We start from the raw sequence: 15,699 nt of genomic DNA on the forward strand, positions 1-15,699 counted from the left end.
GTGAGAACGGTGAGAGGGGCGCGGGATGAGTGGTGACGCCGACGACGTCGTGCGGTTCTGGGAACGGCTGGGGCTGCCCGGGATCATCGATGTCCATACGCACTTCATGCCGGAGCGGGTGCTCCGGAAGGTCTGGGCGTACTTCGACTCCGCGGGGCCGCTGACCGGGATGGAGTGGCCGATCGAGTACCGCCACGACGAGGACGAACGGCTCGCCCTGCTGCGTTCGTTCGGCGTGCTCCGGTTCACCTCGATGCTCTACCCGCACAAGGCCGGGATGGCCGCCTGGCTGAACGGCTGGGCGGCCGGCTTCGCGCGCCGGGTGCCCGACTGCCTGCACACCGCGACCTTCTTCCCGGAGGAGGGCGTGGAGCGGTATGTGCGCGAGGCCGTCGAGGCGGGGGCGCGGGTCTTCAAGTCGCACGTACAGGTCGGCGCGTACGACGCCAATGACCCGCTGCTGGAGCCGGTCTGGGGGCTGCTCGCGGAGGCCGGGATCCCGGTGGTGATGCATTGCGGCTCGGGGCCGGCGCCCGGCAAGTACACGGGCCCCGAGCCGGTCGGCCGGCTGCTCGCCCGGCATCCGCGGCTGCCGTTGATCGTGGCGCACATGGGGATGCCGGAGTACGCGGAGTTCCTGGCGCTCGCGGAGGCGTATCCGCGGGTGCGGCTCGACACGACGATGGCGTTCACGGACTTCACGGAGGACTTCACCCCGTTCCCGCCGGCCGAGCGGGGGCGGCTCGCCGCGCTCGGGGACCGGATTCTGCTGGGCACGGACTTCCCGAACATTCCATATCCGTACGCGCATCAACTGCACGCGCTGGAACGGCTGGAGCTGGGCGACGACTGGCTGCGGGCGGTCTGTCACGGGAACGCGAGCGCGTTGTTCGAGGTTGGCTGACGGCCCCTCGGCGGCGCTGCTTTCTCAGGGAATTCACAGAATCGGGTAAGGACCCTTTCAGAGGAGCCTCACAGGGTTGGGGCATGACGACGACGACCTCGCCCCAGGGGCGTACCGAACTGCTGAGGGCGGACCGTACCCCCGTCCGTGTGCTGGTGGTGGACGACGAGGCTCCGCTCGCCGAGCTGCTGTCCATGGCCCTGCGTTACGAGGGCTGGGAGGTGCGCAGCGCCGGGGACGGTACCGGGGCCGTCCGGATGGCGCGCGACTTCCGGCCCGACGTGGTGATCCTCGACGTGATGCTGCCCGACACGGACGGGTTCGCCGTGCTCGGCAGACTGCGGCGGGAGCTCTCCGAGGTCCCCGTCCTGTTCCTGACCGCGCGCGACGCGGTGGAGGACCGGATCGCCGGCCTCACGGCGGGCGGCGACGACTACGTGACCAAGCCGTTCAGCCTGGAGGAGGTCGTGGCGCGGCTGCGCGGGCTGATCCGGCGGTCCGGCACGGCGGCGGCCGTGCGCAGCGAGTCGACCCTCGTCGTCGGCGATCTGGTTCTGGACGAGGACAGCCACGAGGTGAGCCGGGCCGGGGTGTCCATCCATCTCACCGCGACCGAGTTCGAGCTGCTGCGTTTCCTGATGCGCAATCCGCGGCGGGTGCTGAGCAAGGCGCAGATCCTCGACCGGGTGTGGAACTACGACTTCGGCGGGCAGGCGAACGTCGTCGAGCTGTACATCTCGTATCTGCGCAAGAAGATCGACGCGGGGCGGTCATCGATGATCCACACCCGGCGCGGGGCGGGATATCTCATCAAGCCCGGTGAGTAGGCGCCCGTACCGGTGGCGAGGACCGTGGACGCTGCGGACCCGGCTGGTGGTCTCGGCGGTCACGCTGATCGCCGTCGTTGCCGCGGTCATCGGATCGGTCACCACCATCGCGTTCCACAGCTACATGTACGGCAAGCTCGACGACCAGCTGGCCGCCATCGCCGTACGGGCCGCGAAGCCGCCCGGCGGGGGACCGATGCCCGGTGGCGGTCTGCCGCAGGGCCTCGACCCGCTGGCCTTCGTCGACGCGCGCGGGCTGCCCGTCGGCGCCTTCGGGGCCGTGGTGGCGGACGGCGCGGTCACCGCCTCGCGCGTGGTCGTGGAGAGCACCTCCACGCCGGGGCCCGGGGTCGAGGACAGCGGGCAGCCGATGACCGGCGCCCAGCGCAGTGCCCTGGCGGCGGCGGGTGTCACCGCCGGGAGCGGGGCGAGGAGCGTCGACCTGCCGGGGCTCGGGGGCAGCCGGGTGGAGGCGGTCACGGACCCGCACGGGACGACGATCGTCGTCGGCCTCCCCGCAGCCGAGGTGAGCGGTGCCCTCACCACCCTGATCCTCGTCGAAGTCTGTGTCACCGGCGCCGGGCTGAGCGCGGCCGGGCTCGCGGGCGCCGCCATGGTCGGGGTCGCGCTGCGGCCGTTGCGCCGGGTCGCCGCGACCGCGACCCTGGTCTCCGAACTCCCGCTGCACAGCGGTGAGGTGGCCCTCCTGGAGCGGGTCCCGCAGGCCCAGGCCGATCCGCGGACCGAGGTCGGCCAGGTGGGCGCGGCGCTCAACCGGATGCTGGGCCACGTCGGTTCGGCGCTGTCGGCGCGGCAGGAGAGCGAGACGCGGGTGCGCCAGTTCGTCGCGGACGCCAGCCACGAGCTGCGCACCCCGCTGGCCTCGATCCGCGGGTACGCCGAACTGACCCGGCGCGGCCACGAGGAGACCGGCCCCGACACCCGGCACGCCCTGGGGCGGATCGAGTCCGAGGCGGAGCGGATGACGGGCATGGTGGAGGATCTGCTGCTGCTCGCCCGGCTGGACGCCGGACGCCCGCTCAGCCTTGAGAGCACCGATCTCTCCCCGGTCGTCGTCGATGCGGTGAGCGATGCCCGCGCCGCCGGGGAGCGCGGCCACCACTGGCGCCTGGAACTGCCGGACGAGCCCGCGACCGTGCACGGCGATCCGACCCGGCTCCATCAGGTGCTGGTCAACCTGCTGGCGAACGCCCGTACCCACACCCCGCCCGGTACGACCGTCACCGTGCGGGTGCGGTCCGCGGTCGGCCGGCCATGGGTGACGCTGGAGGTCGGGGACGACGGGCCCGGCATTCCGCCCGAACTGCTGCCTCATGTCTTCGAGCGGTTCGCGCGCGGTGACGCCTCGCGCTCCCGCAGCGCGGGTTCCACCGGGCTCGGGCTCGCCATCGTGCAGGCCGTCGTCGCCGCGCACGGCGGCCGGGTCGAGGTGGACTCGGTGCCGGGACGCACGGTGTTCGCCGTCCATCTGCCCGCGGAGGCTGTGGTCGGGCCTTCGGTCGAGCCTGCGGTTGGGTCTGTGGTCGAGCCTTCGGTCGGGCCTGCGGTCGAGCCTTCGGTCGGGTCTGCGGCGGGGCCTTCGGTCGGGCCGCACTCACAGCATGGGGACAGGCTCAGCACATCGGCGTGACAGCGGGGTTGGCGAACGTCGGTCACATGCGAACCGACACTCCTTGGAGCACCCTGCCGGCCCGGGACCACCTCCTCGCCGGAGCGGTCGATGCGGCGAGTGCGCCCGTACTCGATGTGGTGGTACCCGTCTACAACGAGGAGAAGGACCTCGAACCGTGTGTGCTGCGCCTGCACGACCATCTGCTGCGCACCTTCCCGTACGCCTTCCGGATCACCGTCGCGGACAACGCGAGCACCGACCGGACGCCGCAGGTGGCGGCCCGGCTCGCGGCGGCGCTGCCCCGGGTGCGGTCGTACCGGCTGGAGGAAAAGGGCCGGGGGCGGGCGCTGCGCACCGTCTGGTCGGGATCGGACGCACCAGTGCTGGCCTACATGGACGTCGATCTCTCCACCGACCTCAACGCGCTGCTGCCGCTGGTCGCCCCGCTGATCTCGGGCCACTCCGACCTGGCCATCGGCTCCCGGCTGGCCCGCAGCTCGCGGGTGGTGCGCGGATCGAAGCGGGAGTTCATCTCGCGCGCCTACAACCTCATCCTCCGCTCGTCGCTGGCCGCCCGGTTCAGCGACGCGCAGTGCGGGTTCAAGGCCATCCGGCGCGATGTCGCGGAGCGGCTGCTGCCGATGGTGGAGGACTCGGGGTGGTTCTTCGACACCGAGTTGCTGGTGCTCGCCGAACGCGCCGGGCTGCGCATCCACGAGGTGCCGGTCGACTGGGTGGACGATCCCGACTCCACCGTCCACATCGTGCGGACGGCGACCGAGGACCTGAAAGGCGTGTGGCGGGTGGGGCGGGCGCTGGCGGTCGGCGCGCTGCCGCTGGACCGGCTGGCCCGGCCCTTCGGGGACGATCCGCGCGACCGCGCGCTGAGCGGGGTGCCGGGCGGACTGGCCCGGCAGCTCGTCGGGTTCTGTGTCGTCGGCGCGCTCTCCACGCTCTGCTACCTCGCCCTGTACTCGCTGTTCCGGCTGGGCGCCGGCCCGCAGATCGCCAACGGCTGCGCGCTGCTTGTGTCGGCCGTCGCCAATACGGCTGCCAACCGGAGGCTCACCTTCGGCGTACGGGGCCGGGGCGGGGCCGTACGCCATCAGGCGCAGGGCCTGGTCGTCTTCGCCATCGGCCTCGCACTGACCAGTGGCTCACTGGCCGCGCTGGGGGCGGCGTCCGGATCGCCGTCGCACTCCACGGAACTCGCCGTGCTGATCGCGGCCAACCTCGCGGCGACGGTGCTGCGGTTCCTGCTCTTCCGCGCCTGGGTCTTTCCGGAACGCCAGGACCGGAACCCCGCGGCGCCCGAGGCCGCCCCCGCCGCTCCTTCGGCCGGGCACGCCGATGACACCCACCACGAACTGGGGAACGTCCGATGACCACGCTGCACCCCGACCACCTCCCGGCCCCGCCGGATGCACCGGCGCCCGCGCCGCCCACCGCACCGGCCCACGGACGCCCGAACCGGTCCCTGGCGCACCGCGTGTGGCGGGGCAGGCCCGAGGACCCGCGCTGGGCGAGGCCGGCCTTTCTCGCGTTGCTGCTGGTCATCGGGCTCACTTACCTGTGGAACCTCAGCGCTTCCGGATACGCCAACTCCTTCTACTCCGCCGCCGCCCAGGCGGGCAGCCGGAGCTGGAAGGCCTTCTTCTTCGGCTCGCTGGACGCGGCCAACGCCATCACCGTCGACAAGCCCCCGGCCGCCCTCTGGCCCATGGCCCTGTCGGTGCGGATCCTCGGCCTCAACTCCTGGGCGATCCTGGCCCCGCAGGTGCTGATGGGGGTGGCCACGGCCGGGGTGCTGTACGCGGGCGTACGCCGCCGTTTCAACGCCGTGGCGGGGCTGATCGCGATGGCGGTGTTCGCGCTCACGCCCGTGGCCGCGCTGATGTTCCGCTTCAACAACCCGGACGCGCTGCTGGCGCTGCTGATGACCGTCACCGTCTACTGCGTGCTGCGCGCGATGGAGCACGGCCGCACCAAGTGGCTGGTGTGGGCGGGTGTCGCGGTCGGGTTCGCGTTTCTGGCGAAGACCCTCCAGGCGTTCCTGATCCTGCCGCCGCTGGCCGTGCTGTACGCGGTGTTCGCGCCGGTCCCCGTGCGCAGGCGGCTCGGCCAACTCGGGCTCTCGGCCCTCGTGATGGCCGTCGCGGGCGGCTGGTGGGTCGCGATCGTCGAACTGTGGCCCGCCTCCTCGCGTCCGTACATCGGCGGCTCGCAGAACAACTCCTTCCTGGAGCTGACCTTCGGCTACAACGGGCTCGGCCGGATCAACGGCGAGGAGACCGGCAGCGTCGGCGGCGGGGGCGGTCCGGGCGGCGGCTCCGGCGGTCAGTGGGGCGAGACCGGCATCGGCCGGATGTTCAACTCCGAGATCGGCGGCCAGATCTCCTGGCTGCTGCCCGCCGCGCTGATCCTGCTGGCCGCGGGCGTCTGGCTGACCTGGCGGGCGAAGCGGACGGACACGGCCCGCGCGGCCTTCCTCGCCTGGGGCAGCTCGCTGCTGATGACCGCGGCGGTGTTCAGCTTCATGGCCGGCATCTTCCACCAGTACTACACGGTGGCCCTGGCTCCCTACGTCGCGGCGCTGATCGGCATGGGCGCCACGGTCCTGTGGGAGGAGCGCTCCCGCTGGTGGGCGGGTGCGACGCTCGGTGGCACGGTGGCCGTGACGGCGTACTGGTCGTACGTGCTGCTGGGGCGGACCCCGGACCACCTGCCGTGGCTGCGCACGGCTGTGCTCGTCGCCGGGATCGCCGGCGCGCTGGGTCTGCTGCTCGCGTCCCGGCTGGGGCGTCGACCGGCGCTCGTCGCCGTGGGCCTGGGCCTCGTCGTGTCGCTGGCCGGGCCGGCCGCGTACACCGTGAGCACGCTGAACACCGGACACCAGGGCTCGATCGTCACGGCCGGCCCGTCCTCCGGCGGCATGGGCGGCCCCGGTGGTGGTGGCGGCCGCGGTGGTCCCGGCGGCGGCATGCGCCCCCCGGGGCAGGGCAACCAGCAGGGCAACAGCCAGCAGGGCGGTGCAATGGGCCGGCCGCCGACCGGCACCCCGCCCGGCCAGGGTCAGGGCCAGATGCAGGGCGGGCCCGGCACGTCGCAGAACGGGCAGCAGCCCGGTGCCATGCCCGGCATGGGCGAAGGCTTCGGGGGCGGCGGCGGTGGCGGCATGGGCGGACTGCTCAACGGCGCGTCCGTCGGCGCCGAGGCCGAGGCGCTCCTGGAGAAGAACGCCGGGGACTACACCTGGGCCGCCGCCGCCATCGGATCCCAGAACGCCGCGAGCTACCAACTCGCCACCGGTGACCCGGTGATGGCGATCGGCGGCTTCAACGGCAGCGACCCGTCCCCGACGCTCGCCCGGTTCAAGCAGTACGTCGAGGACGGCAGGGTCCACTACTTCATCGCGGGCAAAATGGGCGGCGGCGACAGCGGCGCCTCCTCGCAGATCTCCTCCTGGGTGGAGGAGAACTTCGAGAAGGTCACCGCAGGCAGCGCCACCTTCTACGACCTGACCCGGCCGAAGAGCGGAGCGTAGGGCTCAGAGGCTGTCGGGTGACCTCGGACCGGAGAGCGGACGCGGTCACCCGACAGCCTCTCAGCGCCGCAGCAACAGATCGGCGATCACGGGGCGGTGGTCAGAGGCGAGTGTCTCGGCCACCGCCGCGTCGCGTACCCGCACGGAACCCTTCGACACCGCCACGTAGTCGATCCGCTGCACCGGATCCTGCGCCGGGTACGTGGGCCCGCCGGGCTCGACGTCCGTGAGCTCCTGCCACAGCGGGGCGAGCTCCGGAGCGGCAGGCGCCGCGTTGAAGTCGCCGAGCAGGATCTGCCGCACCTGCCGACGGCCCGCTCCCGGCTCCCGGTCCGCGGCCATGATCCGGCGGGTGTCGGCGACCTGGGCGTTCCGTACGGACGGGTCGGCGCGGTAGTCCAGATGCGTCACATAGACGTGCACGGGCAGCCCCTTCACCCGTACGACCACCTCGCCGAAGCCGGGCGCCGGGGCCGGTACCGGGTCCGGGACCTGGGTGGAGAGCCGGGTGATCTCGTGGTTCTCGGCGCTCACGATGCGGTACCTGGACAGCACCGCGACCCCGAACTCGCGACGCGGCGCACCGGGGGTCTGCGGGTCGAGGCTGTAGACCGGGGCGAACGACACCCGCATGTCCAGCCGTTCGGCCAGCTCGCCCGCCAGGTCGCGCCACTCGCTGCGGGTGCCCCAGTGGACGTCGACCTCCTGGAGCCCGATCACATCGGCGTCCAGCGAGCGGAGCTCGGCGGCCTGCCGGTCCAGATCGAAGACGTTGTCCATGCCCGCGCCCGCATGGATGTTGTACGTGGCCACGCGCAGCGGCACCGCGCGCCCCTGCCCCTCCCCGGCCGCTGCTGCGGGAGGCGCGAGCGCGGTCCCCAACAGCCCTGCCGCGACGAGCACTTCCACCGTACGACGACGCAGTGACATACCACTCCAGCCCTTGTCGGATCAGCGGCGAGCACGGTACCGCGCGGAAGGCGGAAATGCGTTGTACGCCGTACAGGATCTGCTATACGGTGTACAGTGCCTGCTACTCGTACACCGTATAAGGGATCAGGAGTCCGTATGACGGCGACCGCCGTCGAGCAGAACCACCTCTCGTCGCCGAGCCATCCGCAACGCTGGCTGATCCTCGGCGTCATCTGCCTCGCCCAGTTGACCGTGCTGCTCGACAACACCGTCCTCAACGTCGCGATCCCCTCCCTCACCCGGGAGCTGGACGCCTCCACCGCCGATGTGCAGTGGATGATCAACGCCTATTCGCTGGTCCAGTCGGGTCTGCTGCTCACGGCCGGCAGCTCCGCCGACCGCTACGGCCGCAAGAAGATGCTGATCGCCGGGCTCGCCCTGTTCGGCATCGGCTCGCTGGTGGCCGGGCTGGCCCAGACGTCCGTACAGCTGATCGCCGCCCGCGCGGGCATGGGCATCGGCGGTGCGCTGCTGATGACCACGACGCTCGCCGTCGTCGTGCAGATCTTCGACCAGACCGAGCGCGTCAAGGCGATCGGCATCTGGTCGACCGTCAGCTCGCTCGGGTTCGCCGTCGGACCACTGATCGGCGGAGTGATGCTCGACCACTTCTGGTGGGGCGCGATCTTCCTGATCAACATCCCGGTCGCGGTCATCGGGCTGGTCGCCGTGGCCCGGCTGGTCCCGGAGTCCAAGAATCCGAGCGGCGAGCGCCCCGACCTGCTCGGCGCACTGCTCTCCACCATCGGCATGGCATCCGTCGTGTACGCGATCATCTCCGGCCCGGCACACGGCTGGGCGTCGGCCCAGGTGCTGCTGACCGCCTTCGTCGGGGTCGCCGTCCTCACCGGATTCGTGCTGTGGGAGCTGCACATCCCGTACCCGATGCTGGACATGCACTTCTTCCGGAACCAGAAGTTCGTCGGGGCGGTCGCGGGCGCGATCCTGGTCGCCTTCGGGATGGGCGGCTCGCTCTTCCTGCTCACCCAGCAACTCCAGTTCGTCCTCGGCTACGAGCCGCTGGAGGCCGGTCTGCGCACGGCTCCGCTGGCGCTGAGCGTCGTCGCGCTCAACCTCACCGGACTGGGCGCCAGGCTGGTGCCCAAGCTGGGCACGCCGGTCACCATCGCGTCCGGGATGAGTCTGCTGGCCGCGGGTCTCGCCGCCATCGCGCTGCTCGGCGGCGACGGCTACGGCGGCATGCTGCTCGGCCTGGTCGTGATGGGCGCGGGCATCGCGCTCGCCATGCCCGCCATGGCCAACGCGATCATGAGCGCCATTCCGCCGGAGAAGGCGGGCGTGGGCGCCGGGGTCAACGGCACACTCGCCGAATTCGGCAACGGCCTCGGGGTCGCCGTCCTCGGCGCGGTGCTCAACTCGCGGTTCGCGGCGCTCGTGCCGGCGGCCGTCGGGGCCGCGTCGCTGCCCGCCGCACTCGCCTCGGCCACCGACGCCGGCGAGCGGGCGCGGATCACCGACGCCTTCGCCTCCGGACTGGAGACCAGCCAGCTCTTCGGAGCGGTCGCCGTGCTGGTCGGCGGCCTGCTCGCCGCCGTGTTGCTGCGCCGCGCGGAGCGGACGGAATCCGCTCGGGCGGACTCCGCCGGTACCGCCGCGGCGGCATAGCATCGGGGACGGGGCGCACCGGACCGTACGCATCGGTTCCGTGCGTGATCCACGCGTGCGTGGCCGGTCCGCCCCGCAGGCAAGACGAGGAGAGTGCGCCATGGTGTCCGCGGCCGACCGTGTGAAGAGCTCTGCCAGGACCAGCGTGTGGCTGGATCGGCGGACACCGTCGCGCACCCGCAAACCGGACCAGGCGGCGGGCCTGGACCGGGACAGGATCACCGCGACCTCGGTCCGGCTGCTGGACGCCGAGGGGCTCGCCAAGTTCTCCATGCGCAGGCTCGCCGCCGAGCTCGACGTCACCGCGATGTCCCTGTACTGGTACGTGGACACCAAGGACGACCTGCTGGAGCTGGCCCTCGACTCGGCGTACAGCGAATTCACACCGCCCCGCGAGGACGCGCACTGGCACGACCGGCTGCGCGGGCTGGCCACCGAGTACCGGGAGCTGCTGGTCCGGCACGTCTGGGTGTCGACGCTCGCCGGTCACTTCCTCAACATCGGCCCGCACGCGATGCTGATGTCGTACGCCGTCCAGGACGTGATCCGGGCGACCGGCCTGCCGCTGCGGCACCAGACCGGAGCGTTCTCCGCGGTCTTCCAGTTCGTGTACGGGTTCGGCACCATCGAGGGCCACTTCGCGCAGCGCAGCGCGGCGGCGGGGCTCAGCCAGGAGGAGTACTACCAGCAGGCGATGGGCACGATCCGGGCCCAGCCGCAGCTCCGGCAGATCGTCGAGACTTCGCAGGACCTGATGGACGCCCGCGGCGGGGACACGGTCGAGGAGATGCGCGAGCGGGACTTCACCTTCGCCCTGGACCTGCTGATCGCGGGCATCGAGGCGATGCGGGACCGCTGAGAGGCGATGCGGGACCGGCTGAGGCCCCGCCCGCCCCGTTCGCCCCCGGCACCCGCGTGATCAGCCGTCGGAGGCCCGGTGGGCCGGGAAGCCGCCGGTGGCGACCGGCCCCCACCGCTCCGGAGTGATCCGGATGATCGACTTCCCCTGCTTCACCATCGCCGCCCGGTACTCGTCCCAGTCCGGGTGCTCGCCCGAGATGTTCCGGAAGTACTCGACGAGCGGCTCGACCGAGTCCGGTGAGTCGATCACCTCGGCCGAACCGTCGATCTGGACCCAGGGCCCGTTCCACTCATCCGACAGCACGATGACACTGACCCGCTCGTCCCGCTTCGCGTTGCGGGTCTTGGCCCGCTCGGGGTAGGTCGAGACGACGATCCGGCCCGCGTCGTCGACCCCGCAGGTCAGCGGGGAGCCCTGGGGGCGGCCGTCGGACCGGGTGGTCAGCAGGATCGCCCGGTGCCTGGGCCGTACGAAGGCCAGCAACTCGTCGAGTTCCACGGCCGTGTTCGTCGCGATATTGGGTGCCATGTCCGCAGACTACGACGACGGGGACTCACCCCGCACGGTGACTACGACGGCAGGGACTCACCCTGCACGGCCTGGACGTCGAGCTCCACCCGCAGCGTCGTACCGATCGCCGAGATGCCCGCCTGCACCACCTGGTTGTAGTTCATGGCGAAGTCCTCGCGGCGCAGTTCCGCCGTTGCGCTGAATGCCGCACGCACCCCGCCCCACGGGTCCGGGCCCGTCCCGAGGTAGCTCAGGTTCAGGTCGACCGGGCGCACGACACCGTGCATCGTCAGCTCGCCGTGGACCAGCCAGCGGTCCGGGCCCGCCGGGGTCAGTCCGTTCGAGCGGTACGTGATCTCCGGGAATCGGTCCGAGTCCAGGAAGTCGGGCGAACGCAGGTGCTTGTCGCGCATGCTGTTGCCGGTCTCGATGCTCGCCGCGCTGATGACGGCGTCGACCCGGGAGCGGTGGACCTCCTCCGCGATCTGGATCCGGCCGCTGAACTCGGTGAACCGGCCGTGCACGCTGGAGATCCCCAGGTGCTGCGCGACCGCGGCCACCGAGGAGTGCGCCGGGTCCAGCGACCAGGCACCCGGCGGCGGCAGCTCCACACCGCCCTGGCGGGCCAGCACCACCGTGCCGGCCTCGACCCGCCCGCTCGCCGTGACGAGGGCGGTGGAGGCGGCGGGGGCGTACCCGACCGCCGTGACGATCACCGTGTACGCGCCGGCCTCCAGGGGGGTTTCGGTCCGCACCGCCCCGTCCTCGTCGGCGGTGGCCCGCAGCACCTGCGTGCCGGTCATGTCGGTGACCGTCACGACCGCGTGCTGGACCGCCCAGCCGTCCCGCGTCCGTACCTGTGCGCGAAGTCCCATCCCGTTCTCTCTCCTTGCTCCATGACTCAATGAGTCGGGCCCCGGGGCGGGACGGCAGGCCGTCCCCTGCCTGCCGTCCCCGCCACCGGGGCCCATTTCCACCTGCCGGTACGGCGTCTCCGCTCGAAGCGCCGACCCGCCGGAGGTCTGTTACTCGCCGGGGTGGGCGAGCTCGATGTCGTGACCGTCGGCCCCGCGGCCGGCCACGGTCAGCGCGCTTGCCACCGGCGGGTAGCCGGTCGCGATGACCGAGTACTCACCCGCGTCCAGGTCGGCGAAGGCATACGCCCCGTCCTCCCCGGTCGTCGAGGTGGCGACCACATTGCCCGCCGCGTCGACCAGTGTGACCCGTGCGTCCGGCAGCGGTCGACGGACGGCACCGGCCCGCACGACGCCCTGGACCAGCGCACCGGACTGCAGTGCGGCCTCGACCCGGGTGACGCCCTGGCCGCCGATCTCCACCGGCAGCGCCAGCGGACGGAACCCGGCGGCGTTCACCGCGACGGTCACCGACCCGGGCACCAGCTCACCGAAGGTGAACTCGCCGGTCTCGCCGGACTTGCCGGTGGCCAGCACATCGCCGCGCACATCGGTCACGATGACCATGGCGCCCTCCACCGGGGCGGCGGACTCCGCGGCCCGCACGACGCCGGCCAGTCCGCTCGTACCGGAGAGCAGGATGTCGTACGCCAGCGGCTCGGTGCCGACGACCACCGTGGACGCCTGCGGCTGGAAGCCGTCGGCGGAGGCGATCAGGACGTAGGAGCCGGAGCCCGGCGCGTCCAGACCGTAGCTGCCGTCCGCCTGGGCGACGGAGCGCCCGAGCTGCCGGCCGGCCAGCGAGATCAGCGTGACGGCGGCACGGGCGACGGGTGCGCCCTCGGCACCGCGCACCACACCGTGCACGGCCGTGCCCTGCAGGGTGGCGACCGGGGCCTCCGGGGTGTCGACCGCGGTGATCCCGGCCGCTGCCTCGGAGATCGGCTCGGCGGTGGCGGCCGCGGCCTCGACCGCGTCGGCGACGGGGGTCTCGGCCGTGGCCGGGGCCTCGCTCGAAGCGTTCGACTTCAGGGCGACCTCCTTGATGAAGATCGTGATCAGGAAGGCGACCAGCGCGGCCGGAGCCGCGTACAGGAAGACATCGCCGACACCGTGCCCGTAGGCGCTCTCCACGACCGTACGGAACGGCGCGGGCAGCTTGTCCAGGTCGGGGATGCCCCCGCCGCCGGTGCCGCCGTGACCCATGGCCGCGGCCTTGGGGCCGAGCTCCGCGAGGCCGTCCTTGACGTAGTGGGTGACGCGGTTCGCCATGACGGCGCCCAGCGCCGAGACGCCGATCGCACCGCCGAGGGAACGGAAGAAGGTGACGACGGAGCTGGCCGAGCCGAGATCGGACGGAGCGACCTGGTTCTGCGTGGCGAGCACCAGGTTCTGCATCATCATGCCGATGCCGAGACCCATGACGGCCATGAAGACCGCGATGTGCCAGTACTCCGTGTCGTACCGGATGGTGCCCAGCAGCCCGAGCCCGGCGGTGACCAGGAAGCCACCGCTGACCAGCCAGGCCTTCCAGCGGCCGGTCTTGGTGATGACCTGGCCGGAGACCGTCGAGGAGATGAACAGACCCGTGATCATCGGGATCGTCATGACGCCCGACATCGTCGGCGACTTGCCGCGCGCCAGCTGGAAGTACTGGCTGAAGAAGACGGTGCCCGCGAACATCGCGACACCGACGAACAGCGAGGCCAGCGAGGCCAGCGTGATGGTGCGGTTGCGGAAGAGGCGCAGCGGGATGATCGGCTCGCTGGCCTTGGACTCGACGACGACGAAGAGCCCGGCGAGCGCGACGGAGCCGATGAGCATCGCGGCGGTCTGCCAGGAGAGCCAGTCGTACTTGTCACCGGCGAAGGTCACCCAGAGCAGCAGCAGCGACACGGCGGCGCTGATGAAGAACGCGCCCCACCAGTCGACCTTGACCTGACGCTTCACGACCGGGAGCTTCAGCGTCTTCTGGAGCACGATCAGCGCGATGACGGCGAACGGCACACCGACGTAGAAGCACCAGCGCCAGCCCATCCAGCTGGTGTCGGTGATGACACCGCCGAGCAGCGGACCACCGACGGTGGCGACGGCGAACACCGCACCGATGTATCCGCTGTAGCGACCGCGCTCACGCGGGGCGATCATCGCCGCCATCACGATCTGCGCGAGGGCGGAGAGACCGCCGACGCCGATGCCCTGGACGACACGGCAGGCGATCAGCATGCCGCTGCTGGTCGACATACCGGCGACGACCGAGCCCGCGACGTAGATGACGAGGGCTATCTGGACCAGCAGCTTCTTGCTGAACAGGTCGGAGAGCTTGCCCCACAGGGGAGTGGTGGCGGTCATCGCCAGCAGCGAGGCCGTGACGACCCAGGTGTAGGCGCTCTGGCCGCCGCCGAGGTCGGAGATGATCTCGGGAAGTGCGTTCGAGACGACCGTCGACGACAGGATCGCGACGAACATGCCGAGCATCAGCCCGGCCAGTGCCTCCATGATCTGCCGGTGTGTCATCGGCGCGCCGGACGAGGGATCGGACGATCCCCCGTGCTTGGCGTGGCCGCCCCGCACACCGGTCGGTGTGGTCGTAGCCATTTAAGTCCTTGTCTTTGCTTCTGTTACACGGGTGTACGGGTGTGCGCGTCGTTGCCGCTGTCGGCATGCCGGGAACGGCAGTCGCCGCTGTGCTTTCCGGGGCCGCACCCGCTGGGCCCGCGACAGGCGAAACTGTCGCGCAGCCGGGCCAACAGCGTGTTGAGCTGTCCGACCTCGTCGTCCGACCAGTCGGAGAGGTTGTGGGCGAACATCTCGGTCGTCCGTCGGTTCAGGTCGGCGAGTACGTCACGTCCGTCGGGGGTCAGCCGCAGGATGCGGGACCGCTTGTCCGCCGGATCCGGAGACCGTTCGATCCAGCCACGCTCTGCCACATGGGCGACATGACGGCTGGTCACCGACATGTCGACGTCCAGCAGCTCGGCCAGCCGGCTGATCCGCATCTCGCCGTGCTGCCTGAGTAGAGCCAGTACGGCGGCGGAGCCGCCCGGACATTCGGCGGGCAGGATTCGGGCGAGACCGCGCTTGACGGCCCCGACAGCGCTGAGCTGCCGGGCCAGTTCTTCGTACTGACTCCGTGCGGCCACGGGACCCCCAGACATCTCACCGGTTCATCTTGTTGCTTAGGGCAACCATAGAAGCCGTTGGTTGCTGCAGGCAAACGAAAAGGGGCTTGCAGAAGTAAAGGAAAGCAAAAGGCTGCGTACGGCTCCGGTCAAAGCCCCAGCGTGTGGGGTGCGGGTGGTGCGGGGTGTGTGTCGTGCCACAGTCGAGGCGGACGGGGCCCCGCTCCGGGGCGGGGGCGACTGCGTGAAGGAGGGGGCACACCGCGTGTAGGGAGTGCGGCCACGCCGTATGTACGGGGCACGGGCCCCGCGCCCGAGCCGGACACGGGGCGCACCTCAAGTGCCGTGCTGGAAGGGCGAGTTGCCGGAACCGATCTGCGCCGGACTCCGCAACTGGCCTGTGTACGCACCTGAATCCGCCCCGGCGCACCCCCGCGACCCCGCTGCCCGAGCCCCGCTCCGCCACGGCGCACCGGCCGCTTCCGCACCGGTCCCCCGGCCCTGGCCTCGGCCCTTCACCGACCCGGGGGTTGGGCCGGAACGCCGAGTTCGCTAGGGTCCTGGCCCATGGCACACAACCCCCACGCCCCGCAGGGCCCCGAGGGCAACCACGACCCGGCCGGCAGCACCCAGATGTTCCGCGCCTTCGTCGACGAGGGCGAGCCGCAGCGCCGGCAGCAGCCGGCCGCCTCGTCCGGACCGAAGGTCGGGGTGATCGCCGCCGTCGTCGCGGTGGTCGTCGTCCTCGGAGCGGTCGCCTGGCTCGCGCTCGGCTGACCGGCGCC

13 protein-coding genes are annotated in these 15,699 nt (G+C 71.5%); 8 read left to right on the top strand and 5 right to left on the bottom strand.

What is annotated here, in order from left to right; translation table 11 throughout:
• The first annotated feature begins 25 nt into the window (after positions 1 to 25).
• From ACFVX4_RS06905 to ACFVX4_RS06925, 5 genes are all read left to right on the top strand, one after another.
• Positions 26 to 904, top strand: coding sequence for an amidohydrolase family protein (locus ACFVX4_RS06905; protein ID WP_389972651.1), 879 nt, complete (start codon positions 26 to 28; stop codon positions 902 to 904).
• A gap of 83 nt (positions 905 to 987) precedes the next feature.
• Entirely contained in the window at positions 988 to 1,731 is a 744-nt protein-coding gene (locus ACFVX4_RS06910) for a response regulator transcription factor (RefSeq protein WP_389972653.1), read from the top strand.
• On the top strand, positions 1,724 to 3,382 hold the full coding sequence (locus tag ACFVX4_RS06915) for a sensor histidine kinase (protein ID WP_389972655.1): 1,659 nt from the start codon (positions 1,724 to 1,726) through the stop codon (positions 3,380 to 3,382). Before ACFVX4_RS06910 ends, ACFVX4_RS06915 begins: the two co-directional genes overlap by 8 nt.
• A 26-nt stretch (positions 3,383 to 3,408) precedes the next feature.
• Positions 3,409 to 4,749: a glycosyltransferase gene (locus ACFVX4_RS06920; RefSeq protein WP_389972657.1), complete on the top strand. Its 1,341-nt coding sequence runs from the start codon at positions 3,409 to 3,411 to the stop codon at positions 4,747 to 4,749.
• A complete protein-coding gene (locus tag ACFVX4_RS06925) occupies positions 4,746 to 6,908 on the top strand; it encodes an ArnT family glycosyltransferase (RefSeq protein WP_389972659.1) in 2,163 nt (720 codons plus the stop codon). Before ACFVX4_RS06920 ends, ACFVX4_RS06925 begins: the two co-directional genes overlap by 4 nt.
• A 60-nt stretch (positions 6,909 to 6,968) precedes the next feature.
• Here the strand turns inward: ACFVX4_RS06925 and ACFVX4_RS06930 are convergent, their stop codons facing one another.
• The gene (locus tag ACFVX4_RS06930) at positions 6,969 to 7,838 is read right to left on the bottom strand and encodes an endonuclease/exonuclease/phosphatase family protein (protein ID WP_389972661.1); all 870 of its coding nucleotides are present in this window, start codon (positions 7,836 to 7,838) and stop codon (positions 6,969 to 6,971) included.
• A gap of 138 nt (positions 7,839 to 7,976) precedes the next feature.
• On the opposite strand from ACFVX4_RS06930, the gene ACFVX4_RS06935 reads away from it, so the two are divergent.
• Both ACFVX4_RS06935 and ACFVX4_RS06940 read left to right on the top strand, forming a co-directional pair.
• Positions 7,977 to 9,506, top strand: a complete 1,530-nt coding sequence (locus ACFVX4_RS06935) for an MFS transporter (protein ID WP_389972663.1) — start codon at positions 7,977 to 7,979, stop codon at positions 9,504 to 9,506.
• A 100-nt stretch (positions 9,507 to 9,606) separates the two neighbouring features.
• Positions 9,607 to 10,365, top strand: a complete 759-nt coding sequence (locus ACFVX4_RS06940) for a TetR/AcrR family transcriptional regulator (RefSeq protein ID WP_389972665.1) — start codon at positions 9,607 to 9,609, stop codon at positions 10,363 to 10,365.
• A 60-nt stretch (positions 10,366 to 10,425) separates the two neighbouring features.
• Here ACFVX4_RS06940 and ACFVX4_RS06945 read toward each other — a convergent pair whose 3' ends face one another.
• The 4 genes from ACFVX4_RS06945 to ACFVX4_RS06960 form a co-directional block, all read right to left on the bottom strand.
• Positions 10,426 to 10,896: a PPOX class F420-dependent oxidoreductase gene (locus ACFVX4_RS06945; RefSeq protein ID WP_389972667.1), complete on the bottom strand. Its 471-nt coding sequence runs from the start codon at positions 10,894 to 10,896 to the stop codon at positions 10,426 to 10,428.
• Between the two features lie 41 nt (positions 10,897 to 10,937).
• Entirely contained in the window at positions 10,938 to 11,753 is an 816-nt protein-coding gene (locus tag ACFVX4_RS06950; RefSeq protein WP_389972669.1) for a YceI family protein, read from the bottom strand.
• A gap of 150 nt (positions 11,754 to 11,903) precedes the next feature.
• Positions 11,904 to 14,390, bottom strand: a complete 2,487-nt coding sequence (locus ACFVX4_RS06955; protein ID WP_389972671.1) for an MFS transporter — start codon at positions 14,388 to 14,390, stop codon at positions 11,904 to 11,906.
• Positions 14,391 to 14,413: 23 nt separating this feature from the next.
• Entirely contained in the window at positions 14,414 to 14,935 is a 522-nt protein-coding gene (locus tag ACFVX4_RS06960; protein ID WP_389972673.1) for a MarR family winged helix-turn-helix transcriptional regulator, read from the bottom strand.
• A 546-nt stretch (positions 14,936 to 15,481) separates the two neighbouring features.
• Between ACFVX4_RS06960 and ACFVX4_RS06965 the strand changes: the two genes are divergently transcribed.
• Positions 15,482 to 15,691 carry a hypothetical protein gene (locus ACFVX4_RS06965; protein WP_148837043.1) on the top strand — a complete coding sequence of 70 codons (210 nt, stop codon included), beginning with the start codon at positions 15,482 to 15,484 and terminating at the stop codon, positions 15,689 to 15,691.
• Positions 15,692 to 15,699 lie beyond the last annotated feature (8 nt).

Origin of the sequence: Streptomyces sp. NPDC058240 (assembly GCF_042882135.1) — a bacterium.
Taxonomy (GTDB): Bacteria; Actinomycetota; Actinomycetes; order Streptomycetales; family Streptomycetaceae; genus Streptomyces.

Bases quoted from the DNA above. Each gene is read 5' to 3' on its own strand.
- ACFVX4_RS06965 (WP_148837043.1), top strand. From the start codon at position 15,482: ATGGCACACAACCCCCACGCCCCGCAGGGCCCCGAGGGCAACCACGAC.
- ACFVX4_RS06945 (WP_389972667.1), bottom strand. From the start codon at position 10,896: ATGGCACCCAATATCGCGACGAACACGGCCGTGGAACTCGACGAGTTG.
- ACFVX4_RS06910 (WP_389972653.1), top strand. From the start codon at position 988: ATGACGACGACGACCTCGCCCCAGGGGCGTACCGAACTGCTGAGGGCG.
- ACFVX4_RS06955 (WP_389972671.1), bottom strand. From the start codon at position 14,390: ATGGCTACGACCACACCGACCGGTGTGCGGGGCGGCCACGCCAAGCAC.
- ACFVX4_RS06930 (WP_389972661.1), bottom strand. From the start codon at position 7,838: ATGTCACTGCGTCGTCGTACGGTGGAAGTGCTCGTCGCGGCAGGGCTG.
- ACFVX4_RS06950 (WP_389972669.1), bottom strand. From the start codon at position 11,753: ATGGGACTTCGCGCACAGGTACGGACGCGGGACGGCTGGGCGGTCCAG.
- ACFVX4_RS06935 (WP_389972663.1), top strand. From the start codon at position 7,977: ATGACGGCGACCGCCGTCGAGCAGAACCACCTCTCGTCGCCGAGCCAT.
- ACFVX4_RS06925 (WP_389972659.1), top strand. From the start codon at position 4,746: ATGACCACGCTGCACCCCGACCACCTCCCGGCCCCGCCGGATGCACCG.
- ACFVX4_RS06920 (WP_389972657.1), top strand. From the start codon at position 3,409: ATGCGAACCGACACTCCTTGGAGCACCCTGCCGGCCCGGGACCACCTC.
- ACFVX4_RS06905 (WP_389972651.1), top strand. From the start codon at position 26: ATGAGTGGTGACGCCGACGACGTCGTGCGGTTCTGGGAACGGCTGGGG.
- ACFVX4_RS06940 (WP_389972665.1), top strand. From the start codon at position 9,607: ATGGTGTCCGCGGCCGACCGTGTGAAGAGCTCTGCCAGGACCAGCGTG.